Genomic DNA, 16,596 nt, shown 5'->3' on the forward strand with positions numbered 1-16,596 from the left:
TGGCGATGCTTGCAGCGTTCCTCCTGGCCGCCGCGTCGGATGCCTCCGGCGGGGATATTTCTACCAGTATGAAAGCGGAGGCCGGAAGATGCGGCTGACTTGTCCCTTGTGCGGCGAACGCGACCGGCGGGAGTTCTACTACTACGGGGCGGAGGATTTCCTGCACCGTCCGGGGGAGGGTGCGCCCTTGTCTGACTGGGACAACTACCTGCACCTGCGAGACAATCCGGCGGGGGTGACGAAGGACCTCTGGTATCACGAGGCGGGGTGTGCCCAGTGGCTCTTGGTCACGCGGAACACGGTCACGCATGAGATCACCGGCGTGGAACTGGTGGCGGAGAGGGCGAAATGAGGATCGACGGCAAGGGTCTGGTCGACCGGACGAAGCCGGTCCGCTTCCGCTTCGACGGCAAGGATTATGCGGGGTACAAGGGCGACACTTTGGCCTCGGCTTTGCTGGCGAACGATGTTCGGCTGGTCGGGCGGTCGTTCAAGTATCACCGGCCAAGGGGCGTGCTGACCGCGGGGTCGGAGGAGCCGAACGCGCTGGTCGAGGTCGTGGGCGCGCAGAACCAGACGCCGAACGTGCGGGCGACGGTGCAGGAGGTGTTCGAGGGGCTGGTCACGCAAAGCCAGAACCGGCTGGGGTCGCTGAAATACGACCTGCTGGCGGTGAACGACTACCTCTCGCCCTTCCTGTCGGCGGGGTTCTACTACAAGACTTTCATGTGGCCGCGCGCCTTCTGGGAGGGCCTCTACGAGCCGATCATCCGCCGGGCGGCGGGGCTTGGCAGCCTGTCCGGAAAGCATGACGAGGGCACCTACGAGAAGGCCTTCGCCTTCTGCGACGTGCTGGTGATCGGCTCGGGCCCTGCGGGGCTGATGGCGGCGCTGACGGCGGGGCGGGCGGGCGCGGATGTGATCCTTTGCGAGGAGAGCCATGCGCTTGGGGGCCGTCTGCTCTCCGACAGCCAGACCATCGGCGGGATGGCGGCGGGCGACTGGGTGGCGCAGGTGGTGGCGGAGTTGCAGGCCCTGCCGAATGTGCGGATCATGGCGCGGACCACGGTGACGGGGGCCTATGACAACGGCACCTATGGCGCGCTGGAGCGGGTGGGGCTGCACAAGCCCGCGCGCCCGAACCTGCCGCGGGAATGTTTCTGGCGGATCGTGGCGAAACATGCGGTGCTGGCCTCGGGCGCGCTGGAGCGTCCGGTGGCCTTCGAGAACAACGACCGGCCGGGGATCATGATGGCCTCGGGCGTGCGGACCTATCTTAACCGCTACGGCGTGGTGCCGGGCAAGCGGGTGACGCTGTTTGCCAACACCGACCAGGCGCGGGGCGTGGCGCGGGAGCTGATGGCGGCGGGGGTCACGGTGGCGGCGATCATCGACCCGCGGCCTGATGCCAGCGCGGTGGAGGATTGCCCGGTGCATGTCGGGGCCGAAGTGGTGGGCAGTCGCGGGCGGCTGGGGCTTTCGGGCATCCAGGTGCGGAAGGGATCGGAGGTCATCGAGATCGAGACGGATTGCCTCGCCATGTCCGGCGGCTGGAACCCGACGATCCACCTGACCTGCCACATGAACGGGCGACCGCGCTGGGACGAGGAGCTGGCGGCCTTCGTGCCGATGGAGGGCGCGGTGCCGGGCCTTGTCGCGGTGGGGGCGGCGAATGGCTCCATGTCCACCCACGGGGCGCTTGCCACCGGCCATGCGGCTGCGGTGAAGGCGGTCGAGGCGCTGGGGCGGAAGGTCTCGGTCCCGGTGCCCGAGGCGGAGGATGCGCCCTATCGGCTGAAGGCGCTGTGGTCGGTCGAGGGCAAGGGGCGGGCCTGGCTCGACTTTGCCAATGACGTGACGACCAAGGACGTGAAGCTGGCCGCACAGGAGGGCTATCGCAGCGTCGAGCACATGAAGCGCTACACGACGCAGGGCATGGCGCCGGATCAGGGCAAGAACTCCAACGTCTCGGCGCTGGCGGTGCTGGCGGATGCGACGGGTCGGGGGATTGCGGAGACGGGGGTGACGACCTTCCGGCCGCCCTATACGCCGGTATCGATCGCGGCACTGGGGGCCGGGGGCCGGGCCGAGGGCTTCGCGCCGCAGCGCTTCCTGACCTCGGACCAGGCGAGCCGCGACCGGCATGCGCCGATGATCGAGGCAGGGCTCTGGTATCGCCCGTCGTATTTCCCGAAGCCGGGCGAGGCAACCTGGCGGGAGGCCTGCGACCGCGAGGTCGATATGGTCCGGCAGGCGGTAGGGGTCGCCGATGTCTCGACCCTGGGCAAGATCGACATTCAGGGGAAGGATGCCGGGCGGTTCCTCGACTTCGTCTACACCAACACCTTCTCCACGCTGCCGGTGGGCCGGGTTCGCTATGGGCTGATGCTGCGCGAGGACGGGCTGGTGCTGGATGACGGCACGTCGGCGCGGCTGGGGGAGAACCACTATCTGATGACCACCACCACCGCAGCGGCGGGGCTGGTGATGCGACACCTCGACTTCGTGCAGCAGGCCTTCTGCGCCGACTGGCAGGTGCGGTTCATCTCTGTCACCGAAAGCTGGGCGCAGTTCGCGGTGGCGGGGCCGAAGGCGCGGGCCTTGGTCAATTCCTTCCTGGAAGAGCCGGTGGAGCTGCCGTTCATGGGGGTGGCTCCGGTGCGGATCGGTGGTGTCGACGGGCGGCTGTTCCGGATCAGCTTCTCGGGCGAGGAAGGCTATGAGCTGGCGGTGCCGACCCGCTATGGCGAGGCCTTGTTCCGCGACCTTCTGGCCCGGGCCGAGACGATGGGCGGCGGTCCCTACGGGATGGAGGCGCTGAACGTCCTTCGCATCGAGAAGGGCTTCATCACCCATGCCGAGATTCATGGCCGGGTCACGGCCTATGACATCGGCATGGAGAAGATGGTTTCCGCGAAGAAGGACTGCATCGGCAAGGCGGCGGCGACGCGGCCCGGGATGTGGGGACCGGAGCGCGAGCAGCTGGTTGGCCTGAAGGCGCAGGCGCCGATTTCGGCGGGGGCGCATCTGTTCATGCCGGGGGCCGAGGTCCATCGCGAGACGGACCAGGGCTATGTGACAAGCGTCTGCTGGTCGCCGACGCTGGGGGCCTTCCTGGGGCTCGGGTTCCTGAAGGATGGTCGGGCGCGGATGGGCGAGAAGATCCGGCTGGTCGATCACCTGCGGGGCCTTGACGTAATCTGCGAGGTCATGAACCCGGTCTTCCACGACCCGGAGGGGGAGAAGCTCCGTGCCTGAACTCATCGCGAAATCCGCCCTTGAAGGGCGCAGTCTTTCCGTCGGCACGGTGAGGCTGGCCGAGGTCGATGTCGGGCCGATCACATCGGTTGCCCTGTTGCCCGGCGGCGCGAAGGCGGTGGCCAAAGGGTTGAAGTCGCTGGGCCTCGCAATGCCGGAGCCGAACAGCTTTGCCGAGAAGAAGGGCGCGCGGATCGTCTGGACCGGGCGCGAGCAGGCCTTCCTGATGAGCGCGGATTGCCCGGTGCTGGAAGGCGCGGCAGTCACCGACCAATCGGATGGCTGGGCGATGCTGGGCCTGTCGGGAGCGGCGGCGGTGGATGTGCTGGCGCGGCTGGTGCCGCTGGACCTGCGACTTGCGGTCTGCCCGGTCGGGACTGCCCTGCGCTCACAGCTCAACCACATGAACGTGGTGATCCTGCGGACAGGCGATCATGCGTTCGAGATCCTGGTCTTCCGGTCGATGGCCCAGACTGCCTGGCACGAGATCGAGGCGGCGGCGCAGATGCTGGCGGCCCGGGCCGGGATGAAACTCTAGGCGGAAAGGCGCGAAGGGAAGATTTTGTCACTGGCGCGTGATCGTGCAGGAGTTTACATCTTTTCTTAACGTGAGATTAAGAAAAGGTGCATGATGGCTCCCGACGGTCAGACCCTGGCTCCGAACGTCTATGATGCCGAACCGATCCCGGAAGCCGCGCGGGCCGAGATCGACAGACTCCTGTCCTCGGGCGACCTGTTCCGCTACACGGCGCCGTCGGATGCGCCGGTCGCACTTTTGGAGGCCGAGTTTGCCGAGCTTCTGGGCGCGCGCTATGCCCTTGCCGTGTCGTCCTGTTCGGCGGCCCTTTTCCTGTCGCTGAAGGCCCTGGACCTGCCTGCGGGCGCCCGCGTGCTGATCCCGGCCTTCACCTTCGCGGCGGTGCCGTCCTCGGTCGTCCATGCCGACTGTGTGCCGGTGCTGGTCGAGGTGGGCGAGAACTACCGGGTCGACATGGCGGACTTTGCGGCCAAACTGCCCGGGGCAGATGCGGTGATGATCAGCCACATGCGGGGGCATACCTCGGATATGGATGCGATCATGGCGCTGTGTGACGCCACCGGGGTGCCGGTGATCGAGGATGCGGCGCATTCGCTCGGGACGGTCTGGGGCGGGCGAAACATCGGGACGATCGGGCGCGTCGGCTGCTTCAGCTTCCAGTCCTACAAGCTGGTCAATGCGGGCGAGGGCGGGATCATGATCACCGACGACCCGGAAGTGGCGGCGCGGGCGATCATCATGTCGGGGGCTTACGAGACCAACTGGAAGAAGCATCCGGGCCTGACCAATTCCTGCGCGCACTGGCAGAACAAGCTGCCGCTTTATAACCTGCGGATGCAGAACCTGTCGGCGGCGGTGATCCGGCCGCAGCTGCCGCTGGTGGCGGAGCGGGTGGCGAAGGGGCGGGCGGGGCATGACCGGGTGGCGGCTTCTTTGAACCTGTCCGAGCACCTGGCGGTGCCGGAGGCGCTGGGGCCGGAGGAGCGGGCGCCGGATTCGATCCAGTTCAACCTGATGGGGGATTGGTCGGACGCCGAGGCGGTGGCGTTCCAGGCGGCGGCCAAGGCGCGGGGGGTCTCGGTGCAGGTCTTCGGGCTGAGCGAGGGCAATGCGCGGGCGTTCTGGAACTGGCAGTTCCTGGGTGCGGTGCCGGAACTGCCGCAGACCCGGGCGATGTTGATGCGGGCCTGCGACGTGCGGCTGCCGACCCGGCTGACCGAGGCGGAGCTGGACTATATCGCGGCGGCGGTCGTGGATGCGGCCAAGGAAGTGCGCGGCTAGGCTGTCCACCCTGGACAGAAATTCGAACTTAACGAAATCAATGGCTTGGCGTTTCATGTTAGGGAAGCGTTAGGATTTACGGCGGATGCCCCCCACCCCCGGCCCCTCCCCACCAGGGGGAGGGGAGGGGAGCTTGGCGCGGGCCGAGGTCCGAGGGACGGGCGGTGCGCCCCGCCTTTCGGTCGGATGCCTCCGGCGGGGATATTTGCGCCAGTATGAAAGGCATGGCTTGCAGGGCCGGCGTTTGCGCCTGGGGTGGCGGTTGGTGCCTCAGGCGGGGATATTTGGGCAAAGATGAAAGGCGGTCGCGCTTCCGGGTTTGCGGGTCAGAGGACGCGCAGCGCGGGGGCGAGCCAGGGGGTCGCGGCGAGGGCGGGGGTGATGACCACCTCGGCGATCAGGGGTTTCAGGCGCTGGGCGATCTGGCCGGGGACGTCGTGCAGGATGCCCGCGCGGGCGGAGAGCGAGAGCGTGCGGGCGAGCGCGGGGAAGGGCAGGGGACGGACCTCGACGGAGGGACGGAAGGCGCGGGCCTGGTGCAGCGCGAGGGGCGTGAGGATCGTCCAGCCCTCGCCGCCCGCGACCATGGCGAGGATCGCGGCGTAGCTGTCAAGCTCGAAGCGGTGGGCGGGTTTCAGCCCGTGACGGGCGAGGTGCGCGGCGATCTGGCGGCCCATCAGGTGACGGGCGGTGTAGAGGATCAGGGGCAGGTCGTCGATCCGCTGGCCGGGGGGGACGACGGCGACGAAGGGTTCGGACATCAGCGGGTGGACTTCGCGCCAGTCGCCTTCGGCTTCGGTCGGCGCATCGGCGGCGATGACGATGTCGAGCGCGCGCGCTTCCAGCTGATCCATCAGCCGGTGGCTGGCGCCGGTTTCCAGCAGGAACCGGCAGCCCTTCAGGTCGCGGGCGAGGGTGGAGAGGAGCCGGGGCGTGACGTCGCTGTCGAAATCCTCGATCACGCCGAGGCGGAGGGTCGTCATGCCGGAAAGGTCGGCCATCGCCAGTTCGGCGCGCGCCTCGGAGGCGGCGTTCAGGATGGTCTGGGCGTGGCGGCGGAACATCGCGCCCGCAGGCGTGACCTGCACCGGGCGGCCAGAGCGGTCGAGGAGCGAGGCCCCGAGCGCGGTTTCAAGCGCGGAAAGCTGCTGGCTGACGGCGGAGGGGCTGACGCCCAGGCGGCGGGCGGCGGCGGAAATCGAGCCTTCCTCGGCCGCCGCGACGAAGACCTCGATCCCCCAGAGCGTGACGCGGCCTTCGGCTTCGGCCATCGGTCAGAGCTTGGAGAGTTTCTTCTGCAACTCGGCCAGCTGCTTCTTGATCTCGGCGATGTCGTCGGAGGAGGTTGCGTCTTCCTCTTTCGCCGGGCCGGAGCCGCCCCAGCCGGGCATGCCGCCCATCATCGACTTGAGGAAGGCTTCCTGCTGCTTGCGGAGCGCATCGAACCCCGGCACGGCGGCCATCGGGTTCGGGAAGGCGGAGAGGTTCTCCATCATCTTGGCCTGGCTGTCGCGCAGCATCTCGAAACTGGAGGCGAGGAACTGCGGCATCACCGCCTGCATCCCGGTGGCGTAGCTGCGGACGAGGTCGGTCAGCACATCGACCGGAAGGACGCTTTCACCCTTGGATTCATGCTCGGCAACGATCTGGAGAAGGTACTGGCGGGTCAGGTCGTCGCCGGTCTTGAGGTCGACGATCTGCACCTCGCGCCCCTGGCGGATGAAGCCGGCGATGTCTTCCAGGGTGACGTAATCGGAGGTCTCGGTGTTGTAGAGCCTGCGGCTGGCATAACGCTTGATCAGGAGCGGCTTGTCGGTGTCGGCCATGTTCCCCTCCCCCGGGACTTTCGCGCTTGCAGAGAAGCTTAGGGGAGGCTTTGGCAAAAAGAAAGCCTTGGCTGCGCGTCAGTTTGCCCGTGCGGCATCGGCGGCGGCGAAGTGGTCGAGCTGATCCTGGTACGCCTTGCGGAAGGCGGGGCGGTCGAGGACGCGGGTCGTATAGGCCGCCAGGGCGGGATAGGGGCCGAGCGCAGCGCGGAGTTTCTTCACGCGCAGGATGTCGGCCATCAGCAGGTCAGCCACGGTGAAGCGCCCGGCGGCAAGCCATTCGCGGCCGGCAAGCACCGCTTCCAGCCGGGAGAGGCGCGAGGCGAGCCAGCCGTCCAGCGGGTTTTCCGGCGGGCTGGAGAGGCCGATGAACCACCAGGGGACGGTGACCATCTCGATGGAATTGAGACCCGCAATCAGCCATTCCAGGGTCTCGGCGCGGGCCTTGCCATCGCGCGGCATCAGGTGTTCGGACCTGTCGGACAGATGAAGAAGACAGGCGCCGCTTTCAAACAGCGTGATCTCGCCGTCTTGCAGCGCAGGAACCTGGGCGAAAGGCTGGCGGGCAAGGTGGTCTGGACCGGTACGATCCTCGAACCGGATGGAGGCGATGGTGTAGGGCAGGCCCGTCTCTTCGCAGGCCCAGCGGAGGCGGATGTCGCGGACATGGCCGCGCGGGCCTTGCGGCACCCAGTCGTAGGTCCAGAGGATGAGGGTCATCGCGGCCTCCTGCGCGGGTCGGGGGCAGGATGGGCGGGGCCCGGAAAAAGAACAAGGCCCGGAGCGGTGCTCCGGGCCTTTACGTGCGCCCCAGGGGGCTAACTCGTTACGAATTACTTCGCAGCCGCAGCGGCTTTCTTGGCGACCGAGGTCACGTCCGCGGTGGCTTTCTTGACGGCGGCGGTGGCATCTTCCGAGATGTCCTTGCCCGCGGCCAGCATCAGCTCGACGGTTTCCATCTGCACTTTCTTGGCGACTTCGGCGAAGGCGGCCAGGTTCTCGGCAGCCATCTCGGCAGCGGCCGAGGCGAAATCGGTCACGGATTTCGAGTAGTCGGCCGGTTCCGACTTGGCCTTGGCGATCTCGCCGACCTTGGCCAGGGTGTCCTTGGTCCATTTGGCGGAGATTTCGGTCGATTTCTCGGCGGCTTCGATCGCCACTTTCGAGAATTTCTCGGCGAAGGCGGCCTGGGTCTTGAACGCGTTCTGGAAGGCAGAAGCGTCGACCGGGAACGAGGCCAGCATATCCTGCACGACTTTGGTGTAGTCCGGGGTCTTGGTCATGTCACTCTCCATCTGGGCCAGGGGAGGGAAGCGGCCCGTTTCTTGATGACAGAGATATAGATGCTGCGGTGCAGCATTTCAAGTCTTTTTCTGCAATGCAGCAAAACCCGGAGTTGCGCCGGTTAACCCTGCGGAAAGGCGGGGAAAGTTCAGGCAGCGGGCTGGGCGGTGACGTAGGTGCCAGGCGCCGGGGCAAGCGAATCGGCGGGATCGCGCGCCTTGACCATCGGGCCGGAATTCCCCGCCAGCCAGGCACCCCATCGCGGCCACCAGCTGCCCTTGTTGTAGGTGGCGGACTTGCGCCAGGCCTCTGGGTCGCCCGCGACGGGGGCCTCATTGGTGTAGTGGCCGTACTTGTCCTTGGAGGGCGGGTTGATGATCCCGGCGATATGGCCGGATTCCGAGAGGAGGAAGGTCTTGTCCCTGGACCCCATCTGCTTGATGCCGTTGAAGCTGCCCTTCCAGTGGGCGATGTGGTCGGTCTCGCAGGCGATGGCGCAGACCGGGAGTTTCACGTCGGCAAGGCTGACGGGGTGGCCGAAGACCTTGAACTCGCCCTTCGCGAAGCCGTCCCGCTGGCAGAGGCCGCGCAGGTATTCGACGGCCATCCTGGCGGGCAGGTTGGTGCCGTCGCCGTTCCAGTAGAGGAGGTCGAAGGCGGGGGGCGCCTCGCCCAGCATGTAGGACTTGATCGCGGGGGTGTAGATCAGGTCGTTCGAGCGCAGGAAGGAGAAGGTGCGGCTCATGAACAGGCGCGACAGGATGCCGTCGCGTTCGGTCTGGCGCTCGATCCCGTCGACGAAATCGTCGTTGAGGAAGACGCCGACTTCGCCGGGGTCGGAGAAATCGGTGAGGGTGGTGAAGAAGGTGGCGGTCTTGACGGTCTCATCGCCTGCTTTCTGCAAGTGGGCAAGGGTGAGGCCGAGGGTGGTGCCCGCGATGCAGTAGCCGACCGCGTTGATCTGCTTCTCGCCGGTGATGCGGCGGGTCTCGGCCATCGCGCGGAGGAAGCCGTCGCGGATGTAGTCGTCCATCGCGGTCCCGGCGTAGCTGGCGTCGGGGTTGACCCAGGAGACGACGAAGAGGGTGAAGCCCTGGTCGACGATCCATTTGATCAGCGAATTCGCGGGCTTCAGATCCATCACGTAGAACTTGTTGATCCAGGGCGGGAAGATCAGCAGCGGGGTCTTGTGGACCTTTTCGGTGGTGGGGGTGTACTGGATCAGCTCCAGCATCCGGTTGCGGTAGACCACCTCGCCCTTGGTGGTGGCGATGTTCTGGCCGACGTGGAAGGCGTCGCGGTCGGCGAGGGTGACGAGAAGGTCGCCCTGGTTCGTCTCGATGTCGCGGACCAGGTTCTCGAGGCCCTGGACGAGCGATTCGCCATCGGTCTCCACCGCTTTTTCCAGCGCTTCCGGGTTCGTCCCGAGGAAATTGGTGGGGCTGAACATATCGACAATCTGTTTCGTGAAATACTCCACCCGGCGGCGGTCTTCCGGGGCGAGCGTCTCCATGTCGCCGACAGCGGTGGAGATCGCCTCGGCGTTCATCTGGTACTGCTGCTTGAGGTAGTTGAAGAAGGGATGCGTCTCCCATAGGGGATTGCTGAACCGGCGGTCCTTCGGGTTCGGGTCGGGGGGCGCCTTGAATTCACCCTTGGCAAGCGTCTGCTGCGCCTCGACATAGTGTTTCAGCGTCTTGCCCCAGTAGTTGACCTGATGCTCCACCACCTTCGCGGGATTCGAGACCATCTCGGCGAAATAGGCCGCGGCGGCCTTCATGTAGACGTCGGGGGCAGGCCCGTGCAGCGCGGGATCGACCTGGCGGCGCTGCGTCAGGGCGGCGGTCAGGCGCTTCGACAGTTCCTCGACCTTGGCGAGGTTGGCGTTCAGACGCTCGGCCCGGTCGAGTGCTGCTTTGGTATCGGGGGCACTGTCTTCTGTTGTCATGCTAATCATTCCCCCCTATCTTTGCCGCTATGCAGCATAGCGCGTCACCCGTGCCCCGCCATGCGACATCGGCCCACCGGGGGCAAGGAGACGTGATGAAGTATATGTTCACCTACGACCTGATGGAAAGCGCCCGCAACACGAATGAGTGGTTGGGCGCCTCGGCCAGGGCCTTTGCGAGTTATCCCGCCTTCGCGATGTCGATGAACCCCGTCCTGCCCTTGATGGCTGCCTGGGGCGAAGTGACGGAGCGGACCTTCGCCCGCATGGTCGCCAAGCCCGACTGGGGCATCCGCTCGATCGTGGGACCGGACGGGCAGGACCACCTGGTCGATGTGACGAATGTCGTCGAAAAGCCTTTCGGCAATCTGGTACAGTTCTTCGTGCGCCGCCGCTCGCCGATGGCGAGGAAGATCCTGCTGGTTGCGCCGATGTCGGGGCACTATGCGACGCTCCTGCGCTCTACGGTGGCCAGTCTCCTGCCCGATGCCGATGTCTACGTCACCGACTGGCACAATGCCCGTGACATTCCGGTCAGCGCTGGCAAGTTCGACATCGAGGACTACACGCTTTATCTGGCCGAGTTCATGAAGGTGCTGGGGCCGGACACCCATGTCATCGCGATCTGCCAGCCCGCGCCGCTGACCTTGGCCGCCACCGCCTATCTGGCCGCCGAACACCCCGAGGCGCAGCCGAAGTCGCTGGTGCTGATCGGTGGTCCGGTCGACCCGGATGCCGCCGCGACGGAAGTCACCGACTTCGGTCGCCGGATCACGATGGGGCAACTGGAACACATCGCCGTGCAGCGGGTCGGCTTCAAGTACAAGGGCGCGGGGCGGCTGGTCTATCCGGGGCTGTTGCAGTTGCAAAGCTTCATGGCGATGAATGCCGAACGCCATGGCAAGGCGTTTTCCGAGCAGATCCTGCGCGCCGCGCGGGGCGAGGCGTCGGACCACGACGCGCACAACCGCTTCTATGACGAATACCTGGCGGTGATGGACATGACGGCGGAGTTCTACCTGTCGACGGTCGAGCGCATCTTCAAGAACCGCGAGATCGCCCGCAACGAATTCGTGGTCGCGGGCCGCAAGGTCGACCTGGGCGCGATCACCAAGGTTGCGGTGATGACGGTGGAAGGCGCCAACGACGACATCTCCGCGCCGGGGCAATGCGTTGCCGCGCTGGGGCTGCTGACCGGCCTGTCGGACGACAAGAAGGGTCAGCACCTGGAGCCGGGGGCCGGGCACTACGGCATCTTCGCGGGGAAAAGCTGGCGGCTGAACATCCGCCCGCTGGTGCTGAACTTCATCGACAAGGCTGCGGGCAAGCCGAAGACGAAGATCGCGCTGGCCTCGGCGTAGCAGGGGTCGGGATGCGCCGGTGGGAAATCTAGAAATTTTCTAGAAAATTTTTAGATTTCCGCAGGTTGGCTCATTTCAGCGCAACATCAGCGTCGGCAGGCGGCCCGCGAGGAAGGTTTTCAGCACCTTCGTCACCGCCTCGGGCTGTTCCAGCTGCGGCAGGTGCCCGGCCTCGGCGATGATCTCCAGGCAGCCCTGCGGCATCATCGCGGCCAGGAACTCGGCCCGGCGGCGCGGGATCAGCGTGTCGCCGGCGCCGGCGATGATCATCGTCGGCACATGGACCTTGCGCAGCGTCTTCTGCTGGTCCGGGCGGCGTTGCAGCACACGGAGGTGGCGGCGGAACTGGGTGGGGCCGAGATTTTCCGCCATGTCCATGACCAGTGCCATCACCTCGTCCCGCCAGGGCGCATCGTAAAGCGCGGTCAGCGGCAGCATCTGCGCCATGCAGGCCTGCAAATGGCCGGTCTTGGCGGCGACAAGCAGTGCCTCCTGCTCTGCGGCGAGCTGCGGGGTTTCCGGCAGCGGGTCGGTCGAGATCAGCGCGACACGGGTCACCGCCTCGGGGCGCTTGCGCAGGATTTCGATGGCGATATTGCCACCCAACCCATGCGCGACAAGGGCAAAGCGCGGCGGCAGATGCGGGGCAACCTCGGCGGCGATCTTTTCCAGCGTGTCTCCCAGGCCGGGGGTCAACAGGATCACCGGGCGGTCGGCGCCGAGTTGCGCCAGCTGCGGCATGAAGCTGCGGGCATCGGCCATGAAACCGGGGATCAGGACAAGCGGTTCATTGGCTGCGGGTTCGGAAAGGACGAGTACGTTCACGACACAGGCCTTCTGCGCAGGGTTTCTGCAAGCGGCGGTCTTTTGTTTTCGATCAAAAGGTAGCCGACAACCCCGTGAACTCAAACCCGGAATTCTGATTGATCCTGGCCGGATCGGCGAAAAGGTCACATCAGCGGATGTTCGAAACCTGCAAGCCGGGGTGATCCTCGACCGGCAGCGCCTCCCGCGCGCGGGTCACGTCGTCGATGGCCTCGGTGATCATCGCCAGACAAGGCGGGGTCGAGAAGCGGTGGTCGGCGTCCTTGACCAGGGTCAGCCGCAGGTCCGGGCTGGCGATCTGGTGGAAGAGCGAGATCGCCACGGTGGCGGGCACGTCGGTATCGGCGCTGCCTTGCAACAGGCGGACGGGCATGTGCAGCGGCAGGGGCCCGTGCATCACCAGATTCTGCCGACCGTCCTCGATCAGGCGCAGCGTGATCGGGTAGGGATCATCGGAGTAGTCCGAGGGGCGCAGGAACACGCCCTCCTCCAAGAGCGTGGTGCGTTCGGCGAGGGTGAACTCGGCCTCCCACATGCGTTCGGTGAAGTCGGGGGCGGCGGCGATGCCGACGAAGCCCGCCACGCGATGCGGCAGCTCGCGGGCGAGGAGCAGCGCAATCCAGCCGCCCATCGAGGAGCCGACGAGGATTTGCGGGCCTTCGGTCAAGACGTCGATGACGGCGGCGGCATCCTCGCGCCAGTCGGTGATGGCACCGTCGACGAAGGATCCATGCGACTGACCGTGGCCCGAATAGTCGAAGCGCAGGAAGGCGCGGCCCGTCGCCTCGGCCCAGGATTGCAGGGCGAGCGCCTTGGAGCCCGTCATGTCTGAGCGGAACCCGCCCAGAAAGACCACCCCGGGCCCCTTGCCGGGGGTCTGGTGATAGGCGATGTGGCGGCCTTGCGGGGTGGTGAGGAAGGTTGTCATGGAAGGAAGATAGCAAGCCGCGGTGGTGTTCGTCAGGGCCGCCGCAACTGGCGGGCGGAAGGCCGCGCATGGCTTGACTTCGGCCCCGCGCCTTGGCAGAAACCGGCCGACATAACCCGCAACCGGGCGTTTCGTAGGCGCCAAACTGACGAGGAGCCGGCCATGAGCCAGATTTCCCTGACATTTCCCGATGGTAACAAGCGTGCGTTCGACGTCGGTGTGACGCCTGCCGAAGTGGCGGCCTCCATCGCGCCGTCGCTGGCCAAGGCGGCCATCTCGGCGCAGGTGAACGGCAAGCACTGGGATTTGCAGTGGCCGATCCCGGGGGACGCGACGATTTCACTCAACACGCTGAAGGACGAGGCTCCGGCGCTGGAGCTGATCCGGCATGATCTGGCGCATATCATGGCCCGCGCGGTGCAGGAGATCTGGCCCGAGGTTAAGGTCACGATCGGCCCGGTGCGCGACCAGGGCTGGTTCTACGACTTCGACCGGGAAGAGCCGTTCACGCCGGAGGACCTTGGTCAGATCGAGGCGCGGATGAAGCAGATCATCAACGCGCGCGACCCGGTGCGGACCGAGCTGTGGGAGCGGGCGCGGGCGGTGGAATACTACCGGGGGCGGCAGGAGCCGTTCAAGCTGGAGCTTCTGGACCGCATCCCGGAAGGCGAGGACATCCGGATGTACTGGCATGGCGGTTGGCAGGACCTGTGCCGGGGGCCGCATCTGCAGCATACGGGGCAGGTTCCGGCGGATGCGTTCAAGCTGACGCATGTGGCGGGGGCCTACTGGCTGGGCGATGCCAGCCGTCCGATGTTGCAGCGCATCTACGGGGTGGCGTTCAGGAACCGCGACGACCTGAAGGCGCATCTGGTGATGCTGGAGGAGGCCGCCAAGCGCGACCACCGCAAGCTCGGTCGCGAGATGGAGCTGTTCCACCTGCAGGAGGAAGCGCCGGGCATGGTGTTCTGGCACCCGAACGGCTGGACGATCTACCGCCAGCTTGAGGACTATATGCGCGGACGGCTGCGGCAGGCGGGCTACAAGGAAATCCGGACGCCGCAGGTGGTGGACCGGGTGTTGTGGGAGAAGTCGGGCCACTGGGAGGCCTACCGCGAGAACATGTTCATCGTCGAGGTCGACGAAGAGGGTGCCAAGGAAAAGCGCATCAATGCGTTGAAGCCGATGAATTGCCCCTGCCATGTGCAGGTGTTCAACCAGGGGCTCAAGAGCTACCGCGACCTGCCCTTGCGGCTGGCGGAGTTCGGGTCGTGCCATCGGTATGAGTCGTCGGGCTCGATGCACGGGCTGATGCGGGTGCGTGGATTCACGCAGGACGACGCGCATATCTTCTGCACGGAAGACCAGATCGAGAGCGAATGCGCCGGGTTCATCCGGCTTTTGTCCAGCGTCTACAAAGACCTGGGCTTCGACAGTTTCGACATCAAGCTGTCCACGCGGCCCGAGGTGCGGATCGGCACGGACGAGCAGTGGGACAAGGTGGAAGGCGCCTTGGAAGGTGCGATCAAGTCACTGGGCCTGCCGTTCGAGATCAACCCCGGCGACGGGGCTTTCTACGGGCCGAAGCTCGATTTCAAGCTGACCGACGCGATCGGGCGGCAGTGGCAGTGCGGCACTTTCCAGGTCGATGCACAACTGCCCGCCCGCCTTGGCGCGGAATATGTCGGCGAGGACGGGGCGAAGCACATGCCCTACATGCTGCACCGCGCCGTGCTGGGGTCATTCGAACGCTTCATCGGCATCCTCCTGGAGAACTACGCGGGCAAGCTGCCGTTCTGGCTGGCGCCGCGGCAGGTGGTGGTGGCCTCCATCGTCTCGGATGCCGACCCCTTCGTGCAGGAGGTGGTGGCGGCCCTGCGGAAGGCGGGGGTGCGGGCCGAGGCGGATGTCAGGAACGAGAAGATCAACTACAAGGTTCGCGAGCATTCGGTCGGCAAGGTGCCGGTGATCCTGGCCGTGGGCATGCAGGAGGTCGAGGGCCGGACGGTCAGCGTCCGCCGCCTGGGCGAGACCCGGACCGAGACGATCAGCCTGGACCAGGCGGTCGCGAGCTTCGGTTTCGAGGCCTTGCCGCCCGCCGGTTGAGCCGCCGCCTGCGCGGAAAACATGCGCTGTGGTTGCCTTGCCGGGCGTCGTTTCGCCTTGCGGCTTGATTTTCGGCGAATCCTTGGCATCATCGCGGCAGTGACGACAGAATTCCTGACCGGCTCTCTCGAACGAAGCCCTGGAAGACCTGGTGGCACGGCTCGGGGCAATGACGCCCCGGGGGGTTCTGAGAGGAGAAGCGGAATGCCGACGGGCACCGTGAAGTGGTTCAATTCGACCAAGGGCTACGGCTTCATCGCGCCGGATGATGGCGGCAAGGACGTGTTCGTGCACATCTCGGCCGTGGAGCGCGCCGGGCTGAAGGGGCTCAGCGACAACCAGAAGATCGGCTACGAGCTGCAATCCGGCCGCGACGGCAAGCAGTCGGCCGGCGACCTGCGCCTGCTCTAAGCGGTCAGCGCGGCTTCGGTCGCGCTGTCCCATCCCAGATACCAGCGATCCCCGTCCTGGATGACCGGTCGTTTCATGACGGTCGGCTGCGCCATGATCTGCGCCTCGGGGTCGGAGGCCTTCAGGAAATCGTTGAAGCTTCGGTATGTGGTGGACTGCTGGTTCACCGCCTTCGAGCCGAATTCCTGCACGATGCGGTCGACCTCCGGCTGGCTGAGGGGGTTCGCCCGGATGTCGCGGAAGGTGACGTCCTTGCCGGCCCGCTCCAGCGCCTTCATGGCCTTCTTGCAGCTGTCGCAGGTGGGGATGCCGTAGAGGATCATCTGGGCCTTTCTGTCCACGGTGGACATTTTCGGATTTTCGATTGGCTTCAAGCGCTTGCGCGTGGGCGTTTACCGGGTGGTAACATATCCGGCGCGGGCCGGAAAGGGGTTGGGTGGCACGTGGTAACGCCGCATTAACCGTGCCCGGGCAGACTGGCGCCATGTCAAGTTACGTCCGCCCCAGGGTCCCCGGTGCTTGCGTGTTCTTCACGGTCAATCTGGTGGACCGGGGGGCGGATACGCTGGTGCGGCATGTCGATGTGTTGCGGCAAGCGGTAGCGGTGACACGCGCGAAGCGGCCGTTCGCGATTGATGCATGGGTGGTGTTGCCGGACCACATGCATTGCGTATGGACGTTGCCGGAGGGGGACGCGGATTATTCGGGGCGGTGGAGAGAGATCAAAGGGCAGTTCTCGATGGCGCTGCGTAGGTCGGGGCGTGCCCCGACTCCCACAGGCGAGAACCCATACGGCGCTCGGGGTGGACGCGTGCGGCGTGTCGAGGCGG

At 66.0% G+C, this 16,596-nt stretch carries 15 protein-coding genes; 7 read left to right on the plus strand and 8 right to left on the minus strand.

Annotated features, from left to right (window positions below):
- Nucleotides 1–88 precede the first annotated feature (88 nt).
- The 4 genes from JNJ68_RS05280 (at nucleotide 89) to JNJ68_RS05295 (ending at nucleotide 5,077) form a co-directional block, all read left to right on the plus strand.
- Nucleotides 89–352 (plus strand): sarcosine oxidase subunit delta, encoded by a 264-nt coding sequence (locus JNJ68_RS05280; RefSeq protein ID WP_294979887.1) that lies wholly within the window; start codon nucleotides 89–91, stop codon nucleotides 350–352.
- On the plus strand, nucleotides 349–3,258 hold the full coding sequence (locus tag JNJ68_RS05285) for a sarcosine oxidase subunit alpha family protein (protein ID WP_294979889.1): 2,910 nt from the start codon (nucleotides 349–351) through the stop codon (nucleotides 3,256–3,258). The genes JNJ68_RS05280 and JNJ68_RS05285 overlap by 4 nt, the downstream gene beginning before the upstream one ends.
- A complete protein-coding gene (locus tag JNJ68_RS05290; RefSeq protein ID WP_294979891.1) occupies nucleotides 3,251–3,796 on the plus strand; it encodes a sarcosine oxidase subunit gamma family protein in 546 nt (181 codons plus the stop codon). Before JNJ68_RS05285 ends, JNJ68_RS05290 begins: the two co-directional genes overlap by 8 nt.
- A 93-nt stretch (nucleotides 3,797–3,889) precedes the next feature.
- Nucleotides 3,890–5,077 (plus strand): aminotransferase class I/II-fold pyridoxal phosphate-dependent enzyme, encoded by a 1,188-nt coding sequence (locus JNJ68_RS05295; RefSeq protein WP_294980053.1) that lies wholly within the window; start codon nucleotides 3,890–3,892, stop codon nucleotides 5,075–5,077.
- A 326-nt stretch (nucleotides 5,078–5,403) separates the two neighbouring features.
- Here the strand turns inward: JNJ68_RS05295 and JNJ68_RS05300 are convergent, their stop codons facing one another.
- From JNJ68_RS05300 to phaC, 5 genes are all read right to left on the minus strand, one after another.
- Complete coding sequence (locus JNJ68_RS05300) at nucleotides 5,404–6,348, minus strand: LysR family transcriptional regulator (protein WP_294979893.1); 945 nt, start codon at nucleotides 6,346–6,348, stop codon at nucleotides 5,404–5,406.
- A 3-nt stretch (nucleotides 6,349–6,351) separates the two neighbouring features.
- Nucleotides 6,352–6,903 carry a polyhydroxyalkanoate synthesis repressor PhaR gene (gene phaR / locus JNJ68_RS05305; RefSeq protein WP_294979895.1) on the minus strand — a complete coding sequence of 184 codons (552 nt, stop codon included), beginning with the start codon at nucleotides 6,901–6,903 and terminating at the stop codon, nucleotides 6,352–6,354.
- Between the two features lie 78 nt (nucleotides 6,904–6,981).
- Nucleotides 6,982–7,623, minus strand: a complete 642-nt coding sequence (locus tag JNJ68_RS05310) for a glutathione S-transferase family protein (RefSeq protein ID WP_294979897.1) — start codon at nucleotides 7,621–7,623, stop codon at nucleotides 6,982–6,984.
- 113 nt (nucleotides 7,624–7,736) lie between these two features.
- Nucleotides 7,737–8,186, minus strand: coding sequence for a Phasin (locus JNJ68_RS05315; protein ID WP_294979898.1), 450 nt, complete (start codon nucleotides 8,184–8,186; stop codon nucleotides 7,737–7,739).
- A 149-nt stretch (nucleotides 8,187–8,335) separates the two neighbouring features.
- Nucleotides 8,336–10,135: a class I poly(R)-hydroxyalkanoic acid synthase gene (gene phaC / locus JNJ68_RS05320; protein WP_294979900.1), complete on the minus strand. Its 1,800-nt coding sequence runs from the start codon at nucleotides 10,133–10,135 to the stop codon at nucleotides 8,336–8,338.
- A 95-nt stretch (nucleotides 10,136–10,230) separates the two neighbouring features.
- Here phaC and phaZ point away from each other — a divergent pair, with 95 nt between their 5' ends.
- Nucleotides 10,231–11,496 carry a polyhydroxyalkanoate depolymerase gene (phaZ, locus tag JNJ68_RS05325; protein WP_294979903.1) on the plus strand — a complete coding sequence of 422 codons (1,266 nt, stop codon included), beginning with the start codon at nucleotides 10,231–10,233 and terminating at the stop codon, nucleotides 11,494–11,496.
- Between the two features lie 75 nt (nucleotides 11,497–11,571).
- Here the strand turns inward: phaZ and JNJ68_RS05330 are convergent, their stop codons facing one another.
- Nucleotides 11,572–12,321 (minus strand): alpha/beta hydrolase, encoded by a 750-nt coding sequence (locus JNJ68_RS05330; RefSeq protein ID WP_294979905.1) that lies wholly within the window; start codon nucleotides 12,319–12,321, stop codon nucleotides 11,572–11,574.
- 130 nt (nucleotides 12,322–12,451) lie between these two features.
- On the minus strand, nucleotides 12,452–13,249 hold the full coding sequence (locus JNJ68_RS05335; protein WP_294979907.1) for an alpha/beta hydrolase: 798 nt from the start codon (nucleotides 13,247–13,249) through the stop codon (nucleotides 12,452–12,454).
- A 162-nt stretch (nucleotides 13,250–13,411) separates the two neighbouring features.
- On the opposite strand from JNJ68_RS05335, the gene thrS reads away from it, so the two are divergent.
- Nucleotides 13,412–15,355 (plus strand): threonine--tRNA ligase, encoded by a 1,944-nt coding sequence (thrS, locus tag JNJ68_RS05340; protein WP_294979909.1) that lies wholly within the window; start codon nucleotides 13,412–13,414, stop codon nucleotides 15,353–15,355.
- A 204-nt stretch (nucleotides 15,356–15,559) separates the two neighbouring features.
- Entirely contained in the window at nucleotides 15,560–15,766 is a 207-nt protein-coding gene (locus JNJ68_RS05345) for a cold-shock protein (protein ID WP_128514143.1), read from the plus strand.
- Here the strand turns inward: JNJ68_RS05345 and JNJ68_RS05350 are convergent.
- Nucleotides 15,763–16,089, minus strand: a complete 327-nt coding sequence (locus JNJ68_RS05350; RefSeq protein ID WP_294980056.1) for an ArsC/Spx/MgsR family protein — start codon at nucleotides 16,087–16,089, stop codon at nucleotides 15,763–15,765. The two genes, JNJ68_RS05345 and JNJ68_RS05350, sit on opposite strands and share 4 nt — an antisense overlap.
- Nucleotides 16,090–16,596 lie beyond the last annotated feature (507 nt).

Origin of the sequence: Tabrizicola sp. (assembly GCF_016793705.1) — a bacterium.
Classification (GTDB): Bacteria; Pseudomonadota; Alphaproteobacteria; order Rhodobacterales; family Rhodobacteraceae; genus Tabrizicola.

Excerpts from the sequence above, each read along its gene's own strand:
- JNJ68_RS05285 (WP_294979889.1), top strand. The coding sequence starts at position 349 with ATGAGGATCGACGGCAAGGGTCTGGTCGACCGGACGAAGCCGGTCCGC.
- JNJ68_RS05335 (WP_294979907.1), bottom strand. The coding sequence starts at position 13,249 with ATGACAACCTTCCTCACCACCCCGCAAGGCCGCCACATCGCCTATCAC.
- JNJ68_RS05300 (WP_294979893.1), bottom strand. The coding sequence starts at position 6,348 with ATGGCCGAAGCCGAAGGCCGCGTCACGCTCTGGGGGATCGAGGTCTTC.
- JNJ68_RS05350 (WP_294980056.1), bottom strand. The coding sequence starts at position 16,089 with ATGATCCTCTACGGCATCCCCACCTGCGACAGCTGCAAGAAGGCCATG.
- thrS (WP_294979909.1), top strand. The coding sequence starts at position 13,412 with ATGAGCCAGATTTCCCTGACATTTCCCGATGGTAACAAGCGTGCGTTC.
- phaR (WP_294979895.1), bottom strand. The coding sequence starts at position 6,903 with ATGGCCGACACCGACAAGCCGCTCCTGATCAAGCGTTATGCCAGCCGC.
- JNJ68_RS05315 (WP_294979898.1), bottom strand. The coding sequence starts at position 8,186 with ATGACCAAGACCCCGGACTACACCAAAGTCGTGCAGGATATGCTGGCC.
- JNJ68_RS05295 (WP_294980053.1), top strand. The coding sequence starts at position 3,890 with ATGGCTCCCGACGGTCAGACCCTGGCTCCGAACGTCTATGATGCCGAA.
- JNJ68_RS05310 (WP_294979897.1), bottom strand. The coding sequence starts at position 7,623 with ATGACCCTCATCCTCTGGACCTACGACTGGGTGCCGCAAGGCCCGCGC.
- JNJ68_RS05280 (WP_294979887.1), top strand. The coding sequence starts at position 89 with ATGCGGCTGACTTGTCCCTTGTGCGGCGAACGCGACCGGCGGGAGTTC.
- phaC (WP_294979900.1), bottom strand. The coding sequence starts at position 10,135 with ATGACAACAGAAGACAGTGCCCCCGATACCAAAGCAGCACTCGACCGG.
- JNJ68_RS05345 (WP_128514143.1), top strand. The coding sequence starts at position 15,560 with ATGCCGACGGGCACCGTGAAGTGGTTCAATTCGACCAAGGGCTACGGC.
- phaZ (WP_294979903.1), top strand. The coding sequence starts at position 10,231 with ATGAAGTATATGTTCACCTACGACCTGATGGAAAGCGCCCGCAACACG.